This window comes from Dokdonella koreensis DS-123, assembly GCF_001632775.1.
In the GTDB taxonomy this organism is placed as follows: Bacteria; Pseudomonadota; Gammaproteobacteria; order Xanthomonadales; family Rhodanobacteraceae; genus Dokdonella; species Dokdonella koreensis.
On record NZ_CP015249.1, the window covers coordinates 3,373,982 to 3,393,525 of the forward strand.

At 71.5% G+C, this 19,544-nt stretch carries 9 protein-coding genes; 1 reads left to right on the plus strand and 8 read right to left on the minus strand.

The annotated features are described in order from the left end of the window. Positions 1-126: 126 nt before the first annotated feature. From I596_RS13800 to I596_RS13810, 3 genes are read right to left on the minus strand one after another with little or no spacing between them, the layout of a single operon-like run. The gene (locus I596_RS13800; protein WP_067649107.1) at positions 127-3,225 is read right to left on the minus strand and encodes an efflux RND transporter permease subunit; all 3,099 of its coding nucleotides are present in this window, start codon (positions 3,223-3,225) and stop codon (positions 127-129) included. A gap of 52 nt (positions 3,226-3,277) precedes the next feature. Next, entirely contained in the window at positions 3,278-6,403 is a 3,126-nt protein-coding gene (locus I596_RS13805) for an MdtB/MuxB family multidrug efflux RND transporter permease subunit (RefSeq protein WP_067649110.1), read from the minus strand. Beyond that, complete coding sequence (locus tag I596_RS13810) at positions 6,400-7,590, minus strand: MdtA/MuxA family multidrug efflux RND transporter periplasmic adaptor subunit (RefSeq protein WP_067649113.1); 1,191 nt, start codon at positions 7,588-7,590, stop codon at positions 6,400-6,402. The genes I596_RS13805 and I596_RS13810 overlap by 4 nt, the downstream gene beginning before the upstream one ends. A 356-nt stretch (positions 7,591-7,946) precedes the next feature. Here I596_RS13810 and I596_RS13815 point away from each other — a divergent pair, with 356 nt between their 5' ends. Next, the gene (locus I596_RS13815) at positions 7,947-10,238 is read left to right on the plus strand and encodes an NADP-dependent malic enzyme (protein WP_067649117.1); all 2,292 of its coding nucleotides are present in this window, start codon (positions 7,947-7,949) and stop codon (positions 10,236-10,238) included. A 195-nt stretch (positions 10,239-10,433) separates the two neighbouring features. Here the strand turns inward: I596_RS13815 and I596_RS13820 are convergent, their stop codons facing one another. The 5 genes from I596_RS13820 to I596_RS13840 all read right to left on the minus strand — a co-directional run bounded on the left by I596_RS13820 (position 10,434) and on the right by I596_RS13840 (position 19,395). Next, a complete protein-coding gene (locus I596_RS13820; RefSeq protein WP_067649120.1) occupies positions 10,434-11,900 on the minus strand; it encodes a leucine-rich repeat domain-containing protein in 1,467 nt (488 codons plus the stop codon). A 79-nt stretch (positions 11,901-11,979) separates the two neighbouring features. Continuing rightward, a complete protein-coding gene (locus I596_RS13825) occupies positions 11,980-13,497 on the minus strand; it encodes a choice-of-anchor Q domain-containing protein (protein WP_067649122.1) in 1,518 nt (505 codons plus the stop codon). 147 nt (positions 13,498-13,644) lie between these two features. Next, entirely contained in the window at positions 13,645-16,521 is a 2,877-nt protein-coding gene (locus tag I596_RS13830) for a serine/threonine-protein kinase (protein WP_067649124.1), read from the minus strand. Then, positions 16,521-17,084, minus strand: a complete 564-nt coding sequence (locus I596_RS13835; RefSeq protein WP_067651993.1) for an ECF-type sigma factor — start codon at positions 17,082-17,084, stop codon at positions 16,521-16,523. The genes I596_RS13830 and I596_RS13835 overlap by 1 nt, the downstream gene beginning before the upstream one ends. 235 nt (positions 17,085-17,319) lie before the next feature. Then, positions 17,320-19,395, minus strand: coding sequence for a hypothetical protein (locus tag I596_RS13840; RefSeq protein ID WP_150132170.1), 2,076 nt, complete (start codon positions 19,393-19,395; stop codon positions 17,320-17,322). Positions 19,396-19,544: the final 149 nt, after the last annotated feature.

A 19,544-nucleotide genomic window follows, 5' to 3' on the forward strand; every position in this document is an offset into this window, starting at 1 on the left:
AGCGTGGCGAATCAGAAACGCGCGGACCCGAAGGTGTCGGCTATCCGAGCCCCCGGCGTCGAACGAAAAGCGGAAAAGGCACGACCTTTCTCAAGTACCGAAGCAGACGCAATGCGACGCGAGAGACTACTCGCGCGCAGCAGCAACCGCAGCCCCCACACCCGAATCCCCCACCGCCCGCCTGCGCAAGCGCGCCAGCGCCAGATAGATCGCCGGCGTCGTGTACAAGGTCAGCACCTGGCTGACCAGCAACCCGCCCACGATCGCCACGCCCAGCGGCCGGCGCATCTCCCACCCCTCGCCCGCCGCCAGCATCAGCGGCAGCGTGCCGAGCAGCGCGGCGACGCTGGTCATCAGGATCGGACGGAAGCGCAGCCGCGCGGCGGCCACGATCGCCGCGGCCGGTGACAGGCCGGCGCGGCGCTCGGCCTCCAGTGCGAAATCGACCATCAGGATCGTGTTCTTCATGACGATGCCGACCAGCAGGAACAGGCCGAGCAGCGCGATCAGGTTCAGCTCGCCGCCGGAGGCGTACAGCGCCAGCAGCGCGCCGACGCCGGCGGCGGGCAGGGTCGAGAGGATCGCCAGCGGCTGGATCGTGCTCTCGTAGAGGATGCCGAGCACCAAGTAGACGGCGATCACCGCGCCGAGGATCAGCCACAGCTGGCGCTCGCGCATCTGGCCGAAGCTGCCGGCCTCGCCCGCCAGCGCACCGCGCACCTCGGTCGGCAGCAGGATGCCGGCCATCGCCCGGTCGATCGCCGCGACGGCCTGGCCGAGCGGGACGTCCGGCGCCAGCGCGAAGCTGATGCGCGTGGAGGCGAACTGGTTGCGGTGCTGCACGCGGTCCTGCGCCATGCCGTAGCGGTAGCTGGCGAACGCCGACAGCGGCACGCGCCGGCCGTCGCCGGCGATGGCGTGGATCTGGTCGAGCGTGTCGGGGCTCTGCGTGTAGCGCGGGTCCAGCTCCATCACGACGCGGTACTGGTTGAGGCTGTCGTAGAGCGTCGCGACCTGGCGCTGGCTGAAGGAATTGTTGAGCACCGAGGCGATGGTGCGCATGTCCACGCCGAGGCGCGCGGCGGCCTCGCGGTCGATGTCGAGGACGACCTGGCGCATGCCCTCGTCGCCGCTGGATTCCACGTCGACCAGCTCGGGCAGCTGGCGCAACCGCTCGCTGACGCGGGGCGTCCATTCCTTCAGCGCGGCCAGGTCGTCGGACAGCAGCTCGAACTCGTACTCGCCGTCGCTGGACCCGCCCTCGATGCGGATGTCCTGGTCCACCCACAGCCAGAGCCGGCCACCCGGCAGCTTGGGCATCTGCGCGCGCAGGCGCGCGATGATCGCCTCGCTGGACGCCTTGCGCTCGGCCAGCGGCTTGACCTTGATCATGATGAAGGCGTTGTTGACGCCGGACCGGCCTCCGACGTAGCCGATGATGTCCTCGATCGCCGGATCGCGCACCAGCAGCTCGCGATAGGCGGCGATCTTCGGCTGCATCGCCTGGAACGACAGGCCGTCGTCACCGCGTGCGAAGCCGCGCATCTGGCCGGTGTCCTGGCGCGGCACCATGCCCTTGGGCACCCGGTCGAACAGCCAGACGTTGAGCGCGACGACCACCGCCAGCACGCCGAGCACGACCGGCAGACGGGCGAGCGCGGCTTCCAGCGTGTGCACGTAGCCTTCGCGCACGCGGTCGAGCAGGCCGCTGCCCAGCCGCTGCACGGCGCTGGCGCGACCGGCATCACGCGCGCGCAGCAGCCGCGCGCACAGCGCCGGCGTCAGGCTCAGCGAGACCAGCAGCGACACGCCCATCGCCGCGACCAGGGTGATCGAGAACTCGCGGAACAGCCGCTCGACGAAGTCGTCGAGGAACAGGATCGACAGGAACACCACCGCCAGCGCGATGTTCATCGACAGCAGCGTCGTGCCGACCTCGCCCGCGCCGCGCAGCGCCGCCGCCAGCGGCCGCTCGCCGTTCTCGATGTGCCGCGAGATGTTCTCCAGCACCACGATGGCATCGTCGACGACCAGGACGGCGGCGACGATCAGCGCCATCAGCGACAGGTTGTTGAGCGAGAAGCCGCACAGCCAGATGATCGCCAGCGCGCCGAACAGCGACACCGGGATCGCCAGCGACGGCAGCAGCCCCGAGCGCAGGTTGCCGAGGAAGGCCAGCACGACCAGCACGACCAGGCCGATCGCCAGCAGCAGCGTGGTCTGCGCCTCGCCCAGCGTGGCGCGGATCACCGGCGAGCGGTCCATCGCCACGGTCATGTCGATGTCGGTCGGCAGCAGGGCGCGCAGGCCGTCCATCTGGGCCTGGATCGCATCGACCGTCTCGATGATGTTGGCGTCGGGCTGGCGGCTGATGATCAGCAGCACCGCGTCGCGGTCGTTGTGGAAGCCCGAGGCGTAGCGGTCCTCCACGCCCTCGGCGACGGTCGCCACGTCGGCCAGGCGCACCGGGCGGCCGTTGCGCCAGGCGACGATCAGCGGGCGGTACTCCTCGGCGGTGCGCAGCTGCAGGCTGGCCTCGATCTGCCAGCTGCGCCGGTCGGTCTGCACCGCGCCGAGCGGCCGCAGCGCATTGGCCTGGCGGATCGCGCCGGCGACCTCGTCGAGCGCGATGCCGTATTGGTTCAGTGCGTTCGGATCGAGCGAGACACGCACGGCCGGCAGCGAGCTGCCGCCGACCTGCACCTCGCCGACGCCGGGAATCTGCGCGAGCTTCTGCGCGATGATGGTCGAGGCCACGTCGTAGACCTGGCCGGGCGGACGCTGCGCGGAGGTCATCGCCAGCGCCATGATCGGCGCCTGCGACGGGTTGACCTTGCGGTACTGCGGCATGCCCGGCATGCCGCTCGGCAGCTGCGCGCGAGCGGCGTTGATCGCCGCCTGCACGTCGCGGGCCGCATCGTCGATGTTGCGGCCGAGATCGAAGCGCAGCTCGATGTTGGTGGCGCCCTGCGAGCTGCTCGACTCGATCCGGATGATGCCGGGGATCGTGCCGAGCGCGCGCTCCAGTGGCGTCGCCACGGTCGCCGCCATCGATTCGGGACTGGCGCCGGGCAGGTTGGCCGAGACGTTGATCGTCGGGTAGTCCACCTGCGGCAGCGGCGCGACCGGCAGTTGGCGCAGCGCGAGCAGGCCGGCCAGTACGACGGCAATCGCCAGCAGCACGGTGGCCACCGGCCGCTCGATGAAGACCTGCGAGAGGTTCATCGCGCGGCTCCGGCGGCGCCGGCCGTCGCGCGCCGGCGGTGCATCACCGCGTTCATGCCGTCTCGGCCCCGGCTGCGCCGGCGACGCGTGGCCGGCGCCGCAGGCGGTCGAAGAACAGGTAGATCACCGGCGTCGTGAACAGCGTCAGCACCTGGCTGACGACCAGGCCGCCGACCATGACCAGGCCCAGCGGCGCGCGCAGCTCGGCGCCCGAGCCGCTCGCGAGCATCAGCGGGATCGCGCCGAACAGTGCCGCCAGCGTCGTCATCAGGATCGGCCGGAAGCGCAGCAGGGCCGCCTGCCGGATCGCCTCGCGCGGCGCCAGGCCCTGTTCGCGCTCGGCCTCCAGCGCGAAGTCGATCATCATGATCGCGTTCTTCTTGACCAGGCCGATCAGCAGGATGATGCCGATGACCGCGATCAGGTCCAGGCTCTGCCCGCTGATCAGCAGCGCCAGCAGCGCGCCGACCGTGGCCGACGGCAGGGTCGAGAGGATCGTCACCGGATGGATGTAGCTCTCGTAGAGCACGCCCAGCACGATGTACATGACCAGCACCGCGGCCAGCACCAGCCACAGGGTGCTGGCCAGCGAACTGCGGAACGCGTCGGCGGCGCCCTGCAGGCGCAGCTCGATGCTGGCCGGCATCGCCAGGTCCCGCTGCGCCTGCTCGATCGCGGCGACCGCCTCGCCGAGCGAGGCGCCGGGCGCGAGATTGAACGAGACCGTCACCGCCGGGAACTGGCCGATGTGGTTGACCAGCAGCGAGGCCGGGCGCTCCTCCAGCCGCGCGATGCCCGACAGCGGCACCTGCTGGCCGTCGGCGGCGGCCACGCGGATGCGCGCGATCGCCTCGGGCCCGAACTGGAAGTCCTGGCGCGCCTCCAGCACGACGCGGTACTGGTTGGCCTGCGTGAAGATCGTCGAGATCTGGCGCTGGCCGAAGGCGTCGTAGAGCGCGTCGGCGATCGCCGACACCGAGACGCCCAGGCGCGCGGCGGCGGTGCGGTCGATCGCGATGTAGGCCTGCAGGCCCTGGTCCTGCAGGTCGCTGGCGACCTCGGCCAGCGGCGCGGCGCGCTGCAGCCGTTCGAGCAGGCGCGGCGTCCAGGCCGAGAGCTCGGCGAAATCCGGGCCGGTCAGGCTGAACTGGTACTGCGTGCGGCTGATGCGGTCCTCGATGCCCAGCTCCTGCACCGGCTGCAGGTACAGCGCGATGCCCGGCACGCGCGCGACGCGCTCCCGCAGCCGTTCGATGACCTCCGGCGCGCCGGCCTTGCGATCGCCGTGCGGCTTGAGCTCGATCAGGAAACGGCCGGTGTTGAGCGTCGCGTTGCTGCCGTCCACGCCGATGAACGAGGACAGGCTCGCCACGTCCGGATCCTTCAGTATCTCGTCGGCCAGCGCCTGCTGGCGCTCGGCCATCGCCGTGAACGACACCGATTGCGGTGCCTCGCTGATGCCCTGGATCAGCCCGGCATCCTGGATCGGGAAGAAGCCCTTGGGCACCGCCAGGTAGAGCGCCGCAGTCAGCGCCAGCGTGGCGACGGTGACCACCAGCATCAGCGGCTGGTGGGCGAGCACCCAGCCGAGCCAGCGGTCGTAGGCGGTGATGACGCGATCGAAGAAGTCGCCCTGCTGGTGCGCGGCCGCGGCCGGTGCGGGACTGTCGCCGTCGGCGGCGCCGCGGCGCGTGGCATGGCCGCCCTTCAGGAACAGCGCGCACATCATCGGCGTCAGCGTCAGCGACACCACCAGCGAGATGCCGATCGCGACCGCGAGCGTGATCGCGAACTCGTGGAACAGCCGGCCGACCACGTCGGCCATGAACAGCAGCGGGATCAGCACCGCGATCAGCGACAGCGTCAGCGAGATCAGCGTGAAGCCGATCTCGCGCGCGCCCTTCAGCGCCGCATCGAGCGGCCGCTCGCCGCGCTCCAGGTGGCGGGCGATGTTCTCGAGCATCACGATCGCGTCGTCGACGACGAAGCCCGTCGCGATCGTCAGCGCCATCAGCGTCAGGTTGTTCAGCGAGAAGCCCGCCAGCAGCATCACGCCGAAGGTGCCGACCAGCGACAGCGGCACGGCGATGCTCGGGATGATCGTCGCCGGCACGTTGCGCAGGAACACGAACGTGACCATCACGACCAGGCCGATCGCCAGAATCAGCTCGTGCTGCACGCCGCGGATCGAGGCGCGGATCGACTCGGTGCGGTCGCTCAGCACGGCCACGTCGACACCGGCCGGCAGCGCGGCGGAGAGCTGCGGCAGCAGCGCGCGCACGCGGTCGACCACCTCGATGACGTTGGCGCCGGGCTGGCGCTGGATGTTGACCAGGATCGCCGGCACCGGACCGGACCAGGCGGCCAGGTGCCGGTTCTCGACGCCGTCCTCCACCGTCGCCACGTCGCCCAGCCGCAGCGGCGCGCCGTCCCGGTACGCCAGGATCAGCTGGCGGTATTCCTCGACCGAGCGCATCTGGTCGTTGGCGTCGAGCATGATCGCGCGGGTGGGGCCGTCGAAGCTGCCCTTGGGCGTGTTGACGTTGGCCGCGCCGATCGCGCTGCGGATCTCGGCGATGGAGAGGCCCGCGGCCGCCAGCGCCACCGGATTGACCTGCACGCGCACCGCCGGGCGCTGGCCGCCGGCCAGGCTGACCAGGCCCACGCCGGGCAGCTGCGCCAGGCGCTGGGCCATGCGCGTGTCGACCAGGTCGTACACCGCCGGCAACGCCATCGTCTGGGACGTCACCGCCAAGGTCAGGATCGGCGTGTCGGCCGGGTTGACCTTGCGGTAGACCGGCGGCACCGGCAGGTCGTCGGGCAGGAACGTGCCGGCCGCGTTGATCGCCGCCTGCACCTCCTGCTCGGCGACCGCCAGCGAGACCTCCAGCGAGAACTGCAGCGTGATGACCGAGGCACCGCCCGAACTGGTCGAGGACATCTGCTTGAGGCCGGGGATCTGGCCGAGGCGGCGCTCCAGCGGCGCGGTGATCGCGCGCGTGGCCACCGTCGGGCTGGCGCCCGGATACAGCGTCAGCACCTGGATGATCGGGTAGTCGACCTGCGGCAGCGCGGCCACAGGCAGCAACCGGTAGGCCAGCACGCCCGAGAGCAGCAGCGCCACCATCAGCAGCGTGGTCGCCACCGGGCGCAGGATGAACGGGCGCGAGAGGTTCATGACCGCCCTGCCGGCTCCCCGCTCGCCGGCGCATCCGGAATGATCTCGACCACCGCACCCTCGCGCAGGCGATCCAGGCCCTCCAGCACCACCCGCTCGCCGGCGGCGATGCCGTGGGTCACGGCGATCCGCTCGCCGTCGGCGGTGCCGAGCGTGATCGCGCGGATGCCGACCTTGTTGTCGTCGCCGACCACGTACACGTAGTTGCCCTTCGCGCCGAACTGCACCGCGGCATTGGGAATCACGATCGCATCGGCACTGCTGACCTGCAGCCGCAGGTTGACGAACTGGTTCGGGTAGAGGCTCTCGTCGGCGTTCTCGAACAGGGCGCGCAGGCGCAGCGTGCCGGTGGTGGTGTCGATGCGGTTGTCGAGGCTGGCGAGCGTGCCGGTCGCCAGCGCCTGGCGCTCTTCGCGGTCCCAGGCCTCGGCCGGCAGCGTGCGGTCCTCGCGCACCGCCGCCAGTACCGCCGGCAGGTCGGTTTCAGGAATGGTGAACAGCACGCTGATCGGTGCCATCTGGGTGATCGTGGCGATGCCGTCGGCATCGCCGGTGCGCACCAGGTTGCCGACATCCACGCCACGCAGGCCGATGCGGCCGCCGATCGGCGCGGTGATGCGGGTATAGGCCAGCTGCAGGCGTGCGTCGTCGACCGCGGCCTGGTCGACCTGGCGGCGTGCCTCGTACTGGCGCACCAGGGCCTCCTGCGTGCCGAGCTGCTGGCCGGAGACGTAGCCCTTGCCCTGGAGATCGCGATAGCGGGCGAGGTCGGCCTGCGCATTGGCCAGTTCGGCCAGGTTTTGCTGCTGCTGGCCCTGCACCTGCGCCAGCCGCACCTGGAACGGACGCGGGTCGATCTCCGCGAGCAGGTCGCCGGCCTTGACCTGCTGGCCTTCCTCGAACGCCACGCGCACCAGTTCGCCTTCGACACGGCTGCGCACGGTCACCGTATTGAGCGGCGTCACCGTGCCGAGCGTCTTCAGCCGCAGGGCCAGCGCCTCGCGCTGCGCGGTGGCCACCCGCACCGGCACGACCTCGTTGCCGCTGCGCCAGCCGCCGTCCCGCGGCGGCGCGGCGCTGCCGGAGAAATGCCGCCAGGCCCCGAAGCCGCCCGCGAACAGCAGCGCCAGCAGGAGCAGGCCGGCGAACGGTCGGAGGCGGGAGCGGGACGGCGGGCGGGTGGTCATGGCAACTCCATTGGCCCGCGGGCGCACGCGGGACATCGGTTTCGAAAGGATCGCGGAACGGGATGGCTGTGCCGGCGGCGCGCGGGCGCGCCCGTCACTGGCTGCTCGGAACGGCCGGGAGCGCAAGGCGCAGGCACGGGCCGCCGGGCGGATTTTAGTCCGGCGGCCCGACGGAAAGTTCCTTCTCTTTCGGCACTTGCCAAGCAGCGGCCGGATGCGATCCGGTAGCGCGGCCGTGGCGGCCGCCGGCCCGCGGCATCATGCACGCAGGCCCGCGATGGGGACGGTGTATAGTCCAGCCCGTCAAGGAACCGCGAGCGCCGGCCGTTCCGGCGCGTCATCCCATCGCCCGCCTCATGTCCAATGCCGAAGAGCTGAAGAAGGCCGCGCTCGAGTACCACCGCAAGGCGCCGGCCGGCAAGATCAAGGTCTCCCCCACCAAACCCGTCGTCACCCAGCGCGAACTGTCGCTGGCCTATTCGCCCGGCGTCGCCGCCGCCTGCGAGGAGATCGTGCGCGACCCGGCGGAAGTCGCCACGCTGACCGCGCGCGGCAACCTGGTCGCGGTCATCACCAACGGCACCGCCGTGCTGGGCCTGGGCAACATCGGGCCGCTGGCCGCCAAGCCGGTGATGGAAGGCAAGGGCATGCTGTTCCAGAAGTTCGCCGGCATCGACGTGTTCGACATCGAGGTCGCCGAGACCGATCCGGACAAGCTGGTGGACATCATCGCCAGCCTGGAACCGAGCTTCGGCGGCATCAACCTGGAGGACATCAAGGCACCGGAGTGCTTCGAGGTCGAGCGCAAGCTGCGCGCGCGGATGAAGATCCCGGTGTTCCACGACGACCAGCACGGCACCGCGATCATCGTCGGCGCCGCCATCGTCAACGCGCTCAAGGTCGTCGGCAAGCCGATCGGCGAGATCACGCTGGTGCACACCGGCGCCGGTGCCGCCGGCATCGCCTGCCTGGACATGCTGGTCAGCCTCGGCGTCCGTCCCGAGAACATCCGGGTGGCCGACCGGCTCGGTGTCGTCTATGCCGGGCGCACCGAGGAAGTGGACGCCAACAAGGCGCGCTACGCGCGCGAGACCAGCGCCCGCACGCTGGACGACATCATCGACGGCGCCGACGTGTTCCTCGGCCTGTCCGCACCCGGCGTGCTGAGCCAGGACATGGTCCGGCGCATGGCACCGCGGCCGATCATCCTGGCCCTGGCCAACCCGACGCCGGAGATCCTGCCGGAGCTGGTCCGCGAGGCGAGCCCGGACGCGATCATCGCCACCGGCCGTTCGGACTACCCGAACCAGGTCAACAACGCGCTGTGCTTCCCGTACATCTTCCGCGGCGCACTCGACGTCGGCGCGACGACCATCAACGAGGCGATGAAGGTGGCCTGCGTCCACGCGATCGCCGACCTGGCCGAGCGCGAGATGTCCGACGTCGCCGCGCGCGCCTACGGCGGCGAGATGCCCGAGTTCGGCCCGGACTACCTGATCCCGCAGCCGTTCGACCCGCGCCTGCTGACCCAGCTGGCACCGGCGGTGGCACAGGCGGCGATGGATTCCGGCGTGGCGACGCGGCCGCTCGAATCGCTGGAGGCGTACCGCACGCAGCTCAATGCCTTCGTGTTCCGCACCGGCCTGATCATGCGGCCGCTGTTCGACCGCGCCCGCGCCGATCCCCAGCGCATCGTCTATGCCGAGGGCGAAGAGGAGGTCGTGCTGCGCGCCCTGCAGCACATCGCCGACGAGCGCATGGCGCGGCCGATCCTGATCGGCCGGCCGGCGGTGATCGAGGCGCGCATCCAGCGCCTGCACCTGCGGATCCGGCCCGGCGTCGATTTCGAGATCTGCAACATCGAGAACGATCCGCGCTTCAAGGACTACTGGATGCACTACCACGACCTGCTGCAGCGCCGCGGCGTCACGCCCGACAGCGCCAAGGCCGTGGTGCGCTCGCGGCCGACGGTGATCGCGGCGCTGATGGTCGCGCGCGGCGAGGCCGATGCGATGATCACCGGCCTGGTCGGCCGCTATCACAAGAAGCTGCGCTACATCCAGGACATCATCCCGCTCGACCACGGCGTCTGCGCGCCGGCGGCGATGGCCGGCGTGGTCAACAGCAAGGGCGCGTTCTTCTACGTGGACACCCACGTCAAGCTCGACCCGACCGCCGAGCAGATCGCCGAGGCGACGATCCAGGCCGCCACGCGGCTGGGCATGTTCGGCGTGACGCCGAAGATCGCCCTGCTCTCGCATTCGAACTTCGGCAGCCACGAGGACCCGGTCGCCGCCAAGATGCGCCAGGCGCTCGCCCTGATCCGCGCGCGCGCGCCGCACCTGGAAGTGGAAGGCGAGATGCACGCCGACACCGCGCTCAACGAGGAGATCCGCGAGCGGATCTTCCCCAACTCGCGCTTGACGGGTCGCGCCAACCTGTTCGTGTTCCCGAACATGGACGCGGCCAACATCAGCTACAACATGACGCGCGTGCTGACCGACGGCGTCGTCATCGGCCCGATGCTGATGGGCCTGTCGCGGCCGGCGCACATCATCACGCCCTCGGCCACGGTCCGCCGCGTGGTCAACATGACCGCGATCGCCAGCGTCGAGGCGCAGATCCGCAGGGCGCAGGCGACGTCCTGACACGCCGTCCCGGCACGGCCGCACGAGCGGATCGCTCGGCGGCCGGCGATTCACGGTGTGGACGACGCGCTCGGCCGTGGCCGTGCCGTGGGAAACGGCGGCGGCGCGGCGCTCCTCGGTGAAACGAGGCTAGGCCGGCCCTATGCGATGCCGCGGCCGGTCCGGCGCCGCAACGCCGGACCGGCCGCTCACCGCTCAGGGTGCCGGCTCGAAGCCGTCGGACCAGATCGATTCGGGGAACGCCGTGCAGGCCTGATACCACGGCGTCTCGCCGGTGGCCTGATCCCACTGCGTGGACGGTGCCGGATCCAGATGGTTCGGGCACAGGGCGGTGGCGTCCGGTCGCATGCCGCCCGGCACGATCGCCGGGGCCGGCCCGGTCAGCCGGTTGGCCGATATGTCGTAGCCGAGCAGCATGTGCAGGGTCGCCACGCGCGGCGCGATACCCGACAGGTGGTTGTCGTTGACCTTGAACCAGCCCAGGCGCGGCATGCCGTTCAACACCGGGATCGGGCCGCTCAGGCGATTGTGCGAGACATCGAAGCTGTGCATCGCCGGGAGCTCGGCCAGTGACGGAATGCCGCCCGACAGCTGGTTGCCGGCGGCATGGAAGACGGTCATCCCGGCGAACCCGGCGATCTCCGGCAGGCGACCGCTCAAGCGGTTGTTCGACGCGTCGAAGTAGGTCATCTCCGGCGTGCCGCCCAGCTCGGGCAACGAACCGTTCAACGCATTGTCGTTGACGTAGAACGCGCGCAGCCGGGGCACCTGGTCGAGCGCGGCGATCTGCCCTTCCATGCGGTTGGACGCCACGTCGTAGATCTCCAGCACCGGCAGCCCGCTGAACGTGGCGTGGATGCGGTCGAACTGGTTGTTGCGCGCATAGAACTCCCGCAGCCGCGTCAGGCCGGCGATCGGCGGCAGCGGGCCGGACAGCTGGTTGCCATTGGCGCCGAAGAACGCCAGGTCGGACAGGTGCGTCAGCGACGGCAGCGCGCCGCTCAGCCCGTTGGCGCTGATGTCGATCAGCGCGAGCTTCGGCACGCCGTCGAGCGCCGGCACGCTGCCGCTCAGCCGGTTCGCCGCGACCACGTACTCCTCGAGCGCGGATGGCCCGTTCTCGGTGGGAAACGGCGGTATCGTGCCCTCCAGGTGGTTGTGGTTGACGTTGAAGCGGCGCAGCTGCGTCAGGCCCGCCAGCGACGGCAGCGGCCCGGTCAGGCCGTATTGTTCGGCGGTGTTGACCTGCTGGGTCGCCTCGAAGATCACCAGGTTGACCAGCGCGTCGAGCGGCGGAATCGGGCCCTCGAAGAAGTTCAGCGGCAGCCTGAAGATCTTGAGCTGGCTCTGCCCGGACAGCGAGGCGGGCAGCGTGCCCCAGACATTGTTGCGGACCATCTCCAGGCCCAGAACGTGGTCGCCCGCACCGTCGCAGATCACGCCGTACCAGGTGCACTCGGTGCCGGCGGGACCGCCCCAGTTGTTGCTCTCGAACCAGTACTCCGGGTGCATGCTGGCGTGGAAGTCGAGCAGGAACGCCCGCTCGGACGCGGGCACCGCCGCCGGCGCGATCGCCGGAACGGCGGTCAGCGCGAGCGCGAGCAGCCACCGCGCGAGCGACGGCGGACGGGCCGGCCGGTGGGAAAGGCGAATCGGAATCATCGATGGGTCTCCGGAAATCGAATGGCGCTCGGATGTGCCGTGCGCAGGTCGTGCGCACGGCGGCGGGTCGTCAAGGGGGTCAGTCGAAGCCGTCGGAGAAGATCGCGTCGCCGACGCTGCGCTCGAACGCACCGATGTCGACGGCGGCACCCGACAGGCGCGCATGGCCTTCGCCGCGTTGATCGTGGACCAGCCCCTCCGGGTTGGCACCGGCATCGATCGCCGGACTGTCGGCCGCCAGCGCGTGCGTCCGCGTCGGCCCGCCGTTGTCGGCGAGCGGCAGCAGGCGCGGGTCGCCGGCCAGCGTATCGGGCGGCACGGCCACGCTCGAGGCGCCGATCAGGTTCCCGGACCCGGCGATGACCAGCTTGGGCAGCTGCGTGTCGATGTCGGCGATGCCGTAGTAGGTGGTGTTCGCCGCGACGATCGAGCTGTCGATGCGCGGCGGGAAGTCGTAGACGCCCTGGAACAACGGGTGCTGCGGCAGCATGCCGCCGGCGCCGTAGTCGGCCTCGTTGAACGCGATCGTGCTGTTGGACAACCGGACCCCGCCGAGCAGGGTCCAGATGCCGCCGCCCATGCTCTGCGCGGTATTGCCCGACACCGTGCTGTTGATCAGCACCAGGCGATCGGCGGCGATGTCGCCGCCGATCATCGCGATCGCGCCGCCGGAGCCCGCCTCGTTGCCGGAGAACGTGCTGCGCTCGGCGCGGATGTGGTTGTGGCTCAAGATCGCGCCACCCATGCCCTGGTCGGCCGTGAAGTAGCCATAGCCGGCCGCGTACGGCCGGCCGGTGGCGCGGTTGCCGCTCAGCGTGCTGTCGGTCACCGTCACCGTACCGCCGGCATAGCCGACGTAGACGCCGCCGCCGAGCGCGCCACCGGACGGCGAGTCGACCTCGCTGCCCGTGATCGTCGAGCGCACCAGGGCGACGTCGCGGCTGCCGTCGGCGAACAGGGCGCCCCCCGCGGCCACGTGGCTGGCGCCGCCGACGATCTCGACACGGCACGCTTCCAGACGCGAGTCGGTCAGCGTCGCGCCGGCAGCGGCGATGCAGCCGCCCCTGGCCAGCGACGTCGCCGACACCGAGCATTCGCGCACCGTGGCGCCGGTCAGGACGACCGAGCCGTCGGAAACGATGCAACCTCCGCGCACGGTGGCGTCGGGATCGGTGCCGGTGACCACGCCGCCGCGCACGGTCAGGCCTTCGATCGTCAGCGTGCCGGTGCCGGTATGCCGCAGCACGCGGTCACTGCCGTTGCCGGCCAGCGCGAGCGACGCTGCGCCGGGCCCGCGCAGCGTCAGGCCGTGCTGCACGACCGCAAGCGCGCCGGTCGTCAACGTGACGGTGCCGCAGGTCAGCGCACCGAGGTCGATCGTGTCGCCCGGTGCCGCACCGGCGAGCGTCGCGCGCAGGCTGCCGGCACCGTCATCGCCGCACTGGGTGACCGGCCAGGTCACCCCGCCCTCGGGCCTGCCGCCCGGGTGCGCGGCCGGCAGGCCGGCCACTGCGGCCACGCACACCGGCAGGCCGAGCGCGAGCGTCAGGGCCGCTGCCAGCGGACGGCGGGCGCCGCGCGGGACGCCGTTTCTCACGTTTGCATCATTCACCACCGTACCTCCCCTCTGCGCGAACGGACGATCGCTCACCTACCGTTGCGGGATCGACAGGCCGAAAGGTGACATCGCGACATGATTTTTTTGTCGCCCGGGCCGGAGGCATCCGCCGCCGCGGCGGGATGCTCAGTTGAAGCCGGTCAATCCGTCCCGGAATGCGACCGGACGCCCGGTCAGCGCCGTGAATGCGGCCCGCGCCTGGTCGGCACGCTCGGCACGCGAGCGGTCGAGCGGTACGCGCAGCTCGGACGACAAGGTCTCGATCAGCAGATCGGTCTGCCAGACCTGCGCGCGTGCACTGCCGCCGAGCGCCTCGGCGAGCGCGCCGCGCGCCTCGTCGAGCCGGTCGAGCAGCGCCGCGTCGTGGCTCGCCATCGCCTGGGCCCAGAGCCGGTGGATGCGGCTGCGAACGGTCCACGGCGACGCCTCGCCGGTCGCGGACGCGAAGCCGGCGATGGCCGCCGTGAAGGCGGACTCGGCCCGCGCGGTGTCGCCGGCAGCCAGCGCGCAGCGGCCGAGGCCGTCGCTGATTTCGGCACCGATCCAGCTCGGCGTGGCGCCGATCGACGCGTCCAGACGCTCGCGCGCCGCCTGCCAACGCGGCAGTGCGAGATCGCAGCGACCACTGCGCAGCAGCGCGTCGGCGTGCACGATCTCGACGCGCAGCTGCAACAGCGTCGCACCGGCGTCGCTCTCGGTCGCCACCTGCCGACGAGCGGCCTCGACCTCGGCCAGCGCGGCCGCCGGATCGGCAAGGTCGAGCGCGATCCGTGCCGCGACCAGATGCGAGTGGCTGAAGTGGCGCGGCAGTCCCGGATGATCGGCCGGCATCGCGCCGGACGGCGCGGCCAGCAGCTCACGCGCCTGCGCGTACTCGCCGCGCAGCACCTTGGCACGCGCCAGGCTGCGCCTGAGCATCGCCTCGACGAACGGCGCGTCCGAGCCGTACAGGCCGAGCGGCTCGGCCAGGCCCTTCTCTATCAGGGTGATCGCCTCATCGGCGCGCCCCTGCGCGGCCAGGCTGTTGGCGAGGTTGACCCGCATCGTCTCGCGGTCCGCCCTCAGTGCGGCCGGATCGCGGTCGAGCGCGTCGAGCGCCTGCCGCAGCAGGCGTACCGCCTCGGCGGGGTAGCCCTCGTCGTTGAGCAGCACCGCGAGCTGGTGGAGCGTGGACGCGACACCGGCCGGACGCGCACCCGGCGCGCCTTCGATCCGCTGCAGCGCCTCGCGCAGATCGGCCGCACAGCCCGGAAAGTCGCCACGGCTGCAGCGCGCGGCGCCGCGGAACTTCAGCAGCAGCGAGGACCAGATCGCCGGCTCCTCCGTCCGCGCGGCGATCGGCAAGGCGTGCTCGACCAGGGCGAGCTGGGCGTCGCTGCGGTCGAGCATCTGCAGCGCGTCGAGCAGGATGCCTACGCTCATCAGGTACTCGCCCGACCGGCGTTCGCGCTCGGGCTCGAGCAGGTTCACTGCGCGCTGGGCGCTGTCGGCAGCGCGTCCGGGCAGGAACAGCGAGTTGAACGTATCGGCGACCTGGGTCAGCAGGGCAGCATGCGTCACGGCGTCGAGGTCGGTGCGTGCCTCGAGCGCGGTCGCGGCGCGCTCGAGCATCTGCGTCGCGGTCGGCTCGACGCCATCGGCATTCTGCGGATCGGCCTGGCGGAACATGTCGTTCATGAAGCCGAGCAGGATCTCGGCGCGCTGGCGCTGCTGGTCGGCGCGCCGACCGGCCGCCTCGGCCTGGCGGCGCTGCTCGCGCTCCTCGGCGGCACGGTGCACGGCAAACAGCGTGCTCGCGACCAGGCCCAGCGCCAGCAGCGCGATGATCGCGGTCGCCACCCGGTGCCGGCGGACCAGCTTGCGCAGCCGGTACGCGAACGTGCCGCGATGGGCGGCCACCGGCCGGCCGTCGGCCCAGCGTTCCAGATCCTCGGCCAGCGCCTGCGCGGTGTCGTAACGCTCGCGCGGATCGGCAGCGGTCGCCTTGGCGACGATCCGGCCGAGGTCGCCGCGCAGCGACCGGCGCAGGCGCTCGACGCCGAGGCCGCGCTCGCGCGCGATGCGATCGGCGCCGTCCGGTGCCTGCACGGTCAGCGCGCCGAACGCCTGATCGACGCGCGGCAGCGGCGTGTCGTCATCGGCCCGGGCACGCGCGACTTCGTGCGCACGCCGCGCCGGTACGCCGGCGGCCAGCTCGTACAGCACCAGGCCCAGCTGGTAGACGTCGCCGGCGGTCGTCGCCGGCTCGCCGCGCAACTGCTCCGGCGCGGCATAGGCCGGCGTGAACGCGAGCGTCTGCGTCTGCTGCGCGTCGGTGCCGTCGAGCAGCTTGGCGATGCCGAAATCGAGCAGGCGCGGCTCGCCCTCGGCGTCGACCAGGATGTTCGACGGCTTGATGTCGCGGTGCAAGATCAGGTTGCGATGCGCGAATTGCACGGCGCGGCAGACCCGCGCGAACAGCCGGGCGCGCGCCGGCAGGTCCAGCGCGCGCCGGTCGCACCAATCGGTGATGCGCGCGCCGTCGATGTACTCCATCGCGAACCAGGGCTGACCCGCGTCACCGATGCCGGCGTCGACCAGCGCGGCGATGTGCGGATGGCTGAGCCGCGCGAGGATCTGCTGCTCGCGGCGCGCACGTGCGACCGGGATCGGCAGGTCGCTGCGCACCAGCTTCAGCGCGACCTTGCGGTCGAGCTCGTCGGTGCGCTCGGCCAGGTGAACCTCGCCCATGCCGCCGATGCCGAGCAGGCCGAGCAGGCGGAACCGCCCGCCGATCACGGTACCGGCGCGCTGTGCGACCGGCTCGGCCGCGGCCTCGGCGCCGTCCGTCTCGTCGACCAGCTCACCCACCTGGGCGAGCAGCGCGGCAAGGTCGGCGGCCAGGCGCGCGTCGCCGCTGCCGATCGCGGCGAGGCGGGCCGCGCGCGCGTCGGCCGGGAGGTCGATCAGCGTGCCGAAGGCCTCGCGGGCGCGGCGCCAGCGCTCGAGCGTCTCGCCGTCCACTAGCGCTGCATGTGCCGGCCGAGCCAGGCGCGTGCGAACGCCCAGTCCCGATAGATCGTGCGCTTGTCCACGTCCATGATCCGCGCGATCGCTGCGACGCTGAGCCCGACGAAGTAGCGCAGCTCGACGATGCGCGCGAGCCGCGCGTCGATCTGCTCGAGTTCGTCGATCGCCTCGTCGAGCAGGCCGAGGTGGGTCCGCTCGGGAATCGGCAGCTGCAGCGCATCGACCAGGTCGACGCGCTGCCAGTCACCGCCGCGCTTCTCGGCGCCGGCTTCCCGGGCCCGGTCCACCAGGATGTGGCGCATCATGCGACCGGCCGTGTTGAACAGGTGCGCGCTGCTCTCGATGTCGACACGGCCGCCGCCGAGCAGGCGCACGAAGACATCGTGCAGCAGGGCCGTGGGCTGCAGCGTCGCCTGGCGGTTCTCGCGCGCCAGCAGCCGCGCGGCCATCGCACGCAGGTCGGCGTAGACCAGCGGCAGCAGCCGGTCGAGCGCATCCGCCTCGCCCGCCTGCCATTGCCGGATGAGCTGGGTGACTTCGCTGGAAGTGGCTGACACGGGACGCAGCACGGCTCCGAAGAGGACGCGCGCAGTATTGCGTGCCGGCGCGGACAAGGAAATCCCGCGCAAGACCGGGCAGGTCGTCCGTTACCTGCCCGGCGTACACGCGCCGGCAGGTGCCGGCGCTTCGTTCGCGGACCGGCCCTGCAGCGGCACGGTCAGCACCCCAGTCCCCCTGGAGAACGGGACGCGCATGCCCGGCCTCGGCCCGGCGCGGCGTCGAAACGGTCGCTCACGGCACGATCTCGATGCGGTTCACCGCACCCGACAGATCGCGCTTGAGCGTGATCCACAGCTCCTGCGCGCCGGGTCGCGGCGACGGCAGCCAGTCCTGGTCGCGCACAAGGACCGCGCCGTTCAGCCGCAGCGTAGCCGGCAGGCTGCCGCCGTACTGGCGCAGCACCAGCAGCGGATGGCGCAGCATACCGCTGGCGACGGCGATGTTCGCATCGAGCCGGTTGGCCGCCGCGACGAACGTCAGCGCCCCGTAGACGGCATCGTAGCCCGGGGGTGCATAGGTTTGGGTGGTGGCATCGGCGACGCCGGCCGGCCCGCTGGTCGCGACGCTGCCGATCGTGGCGCTCAGGCTCAGGCCCTGGATCGTCTCGATCTGCGCGACCTGCGCGCCGACCGGGTCGGCACTGTGGGTGCCGAAGACGATGTAGGTGGCGTAGCTCTTCCTCGGCCAGCCGGGCGCCATCGGGTCCCCCGGCAGCGCCGTGCCGTTGGCCGAGCCGCCGTAGTAGGCGTTGCCGCGGATGCGGTACTGCGCCTGGCCGAGGAAGCCGAAGTTGGTACCCCAGGCGATCCGCGCGCTGCGGGTGGAATTGCCGCCGGACAACGAGTAGTTGACGGTCTGGAACGGCCAGTTGTAGTTGCACGGCATCAGGTGGTTGCCGGGGCAGCCGCTGACCTGGCCGCTGGTGCGCATCCACAGGTCCTGGCCCCAGTAGCCGCCGGCATCCTGCTGGTCGATCGTCTCGCTCTGGACGATGCCCATCGTCGCGTCGACCGCCGTGGTCCACAGCTTGGCGTAGGGCACCGTATTGGGCTGGTTCCAGGTCCAGGCGCTGGCGAGGGTCAGGGGATCGGTGCTGCTGGTGAAGCGGTAGCGGTCGCCCCAGCCGGTACCGGCGATCAGGCTGCGCGCGCCATCGCTGGCGGCGCCGTCGATGCGCAGCTCGCCGTACGGCGCCCGCGAATCGTCGGCCAGCCGGCCGACCGGCACGGCCGACAGATCCCAGGTGATCGACCACAGCGGGTGGTCGCGGCCGTTGGCGAACACCCAGTCGATCGTGACCGGCACGTCGTGGCGCGCGGCCGGCGCGCTGACCGTGCAATAGCGCGGGTAGGCCTGCGTGAAGCGGAAGATCGCATGGTGGCGCCCCTCGAACACGCGCTGGAACTGGCCGGGCGTGAAATGGCCGAGGCTGGAGGAATCCCCCTCGCCGGTGCATGCGGCGGCGTCGGTAGGGTGCGAGACGACATAGCCGAAGCCGCCGGCGCCGCCGCCGACCGCACGCAGCGTGCGGGTGGCCGCGCCCACCTGGTAGCGGAACTCGCGCAGCTCGCCACCGCGGCTGCCGTCGGCCGCGGTGCCGGCGTTGTTGTGCGCCAGCGTGGCCGAGCGCGGCAGGCCGGCCCGGTCGGTCCAGGCGAAGCGGTCGCCGGACAGCCCGTCGATCGCGACGCCGTGCTCGATCGCGAGCCCGCCCGCCGGCGGCGGGCCGCTGCCCTCGAAGCCGTCCGCGAAGACCGGGTCGACCACGGCGCTGCCCTCCACCAGGCGCACCTCGTCGACATGGACGCGCTGCGGGTTGGCCGGTGCACGGCCGCTGGCATCGACCAGGTCGATGCGGTCGAACGCGCCGGCGTAGGCCAGCGGCGGGTCGGCCAGGCGCACCACCACCTCGCGGTACTGGCCGGCCGCAACGGCGCCGCCGGCGACGAAACCGTCCAGCGCCGCCTCGGCGACGGCCGCGCCGGCCGACTGCAATACCAGGCGGAACTGCTCGCCGCCGGCTTCGCCGCGAATCCAGAAGCGCAGCTGCGGGTACGCACCCGCGCTGACCGGCTGGCCGGGGCGGGCGAACGAAAGCCCCTGCCAGGAATGCGCACGGAACGCGATCGCCTGCGTGCCGGCGTGTACCGGCGCCGGCACCTGGAGGTCGACCTCGCCCCAGGACCAGTTCTGGAAGCCGTTGCGCAGGGCGTCGTCGTAGACGACCAGATCGGCCTGTGCCGGCATCGCGGCGCCCAGCGCCGCCACGAAAAGCCCCCAGCCTCCCCACGACGGCATCCGTTTCATGCGCCCCCCTTTGATTCGTGCGATCGCGGCCCGACGTCCGCCCTGCCCGGGATACGGGAAATCACGCCCGCAGCGGCCATCCTAGCTTCGCACGGCGGCCTGTGGACGCCGCGACCCGCTAGAATGGGCGGTACGTCATTCAATCCAGC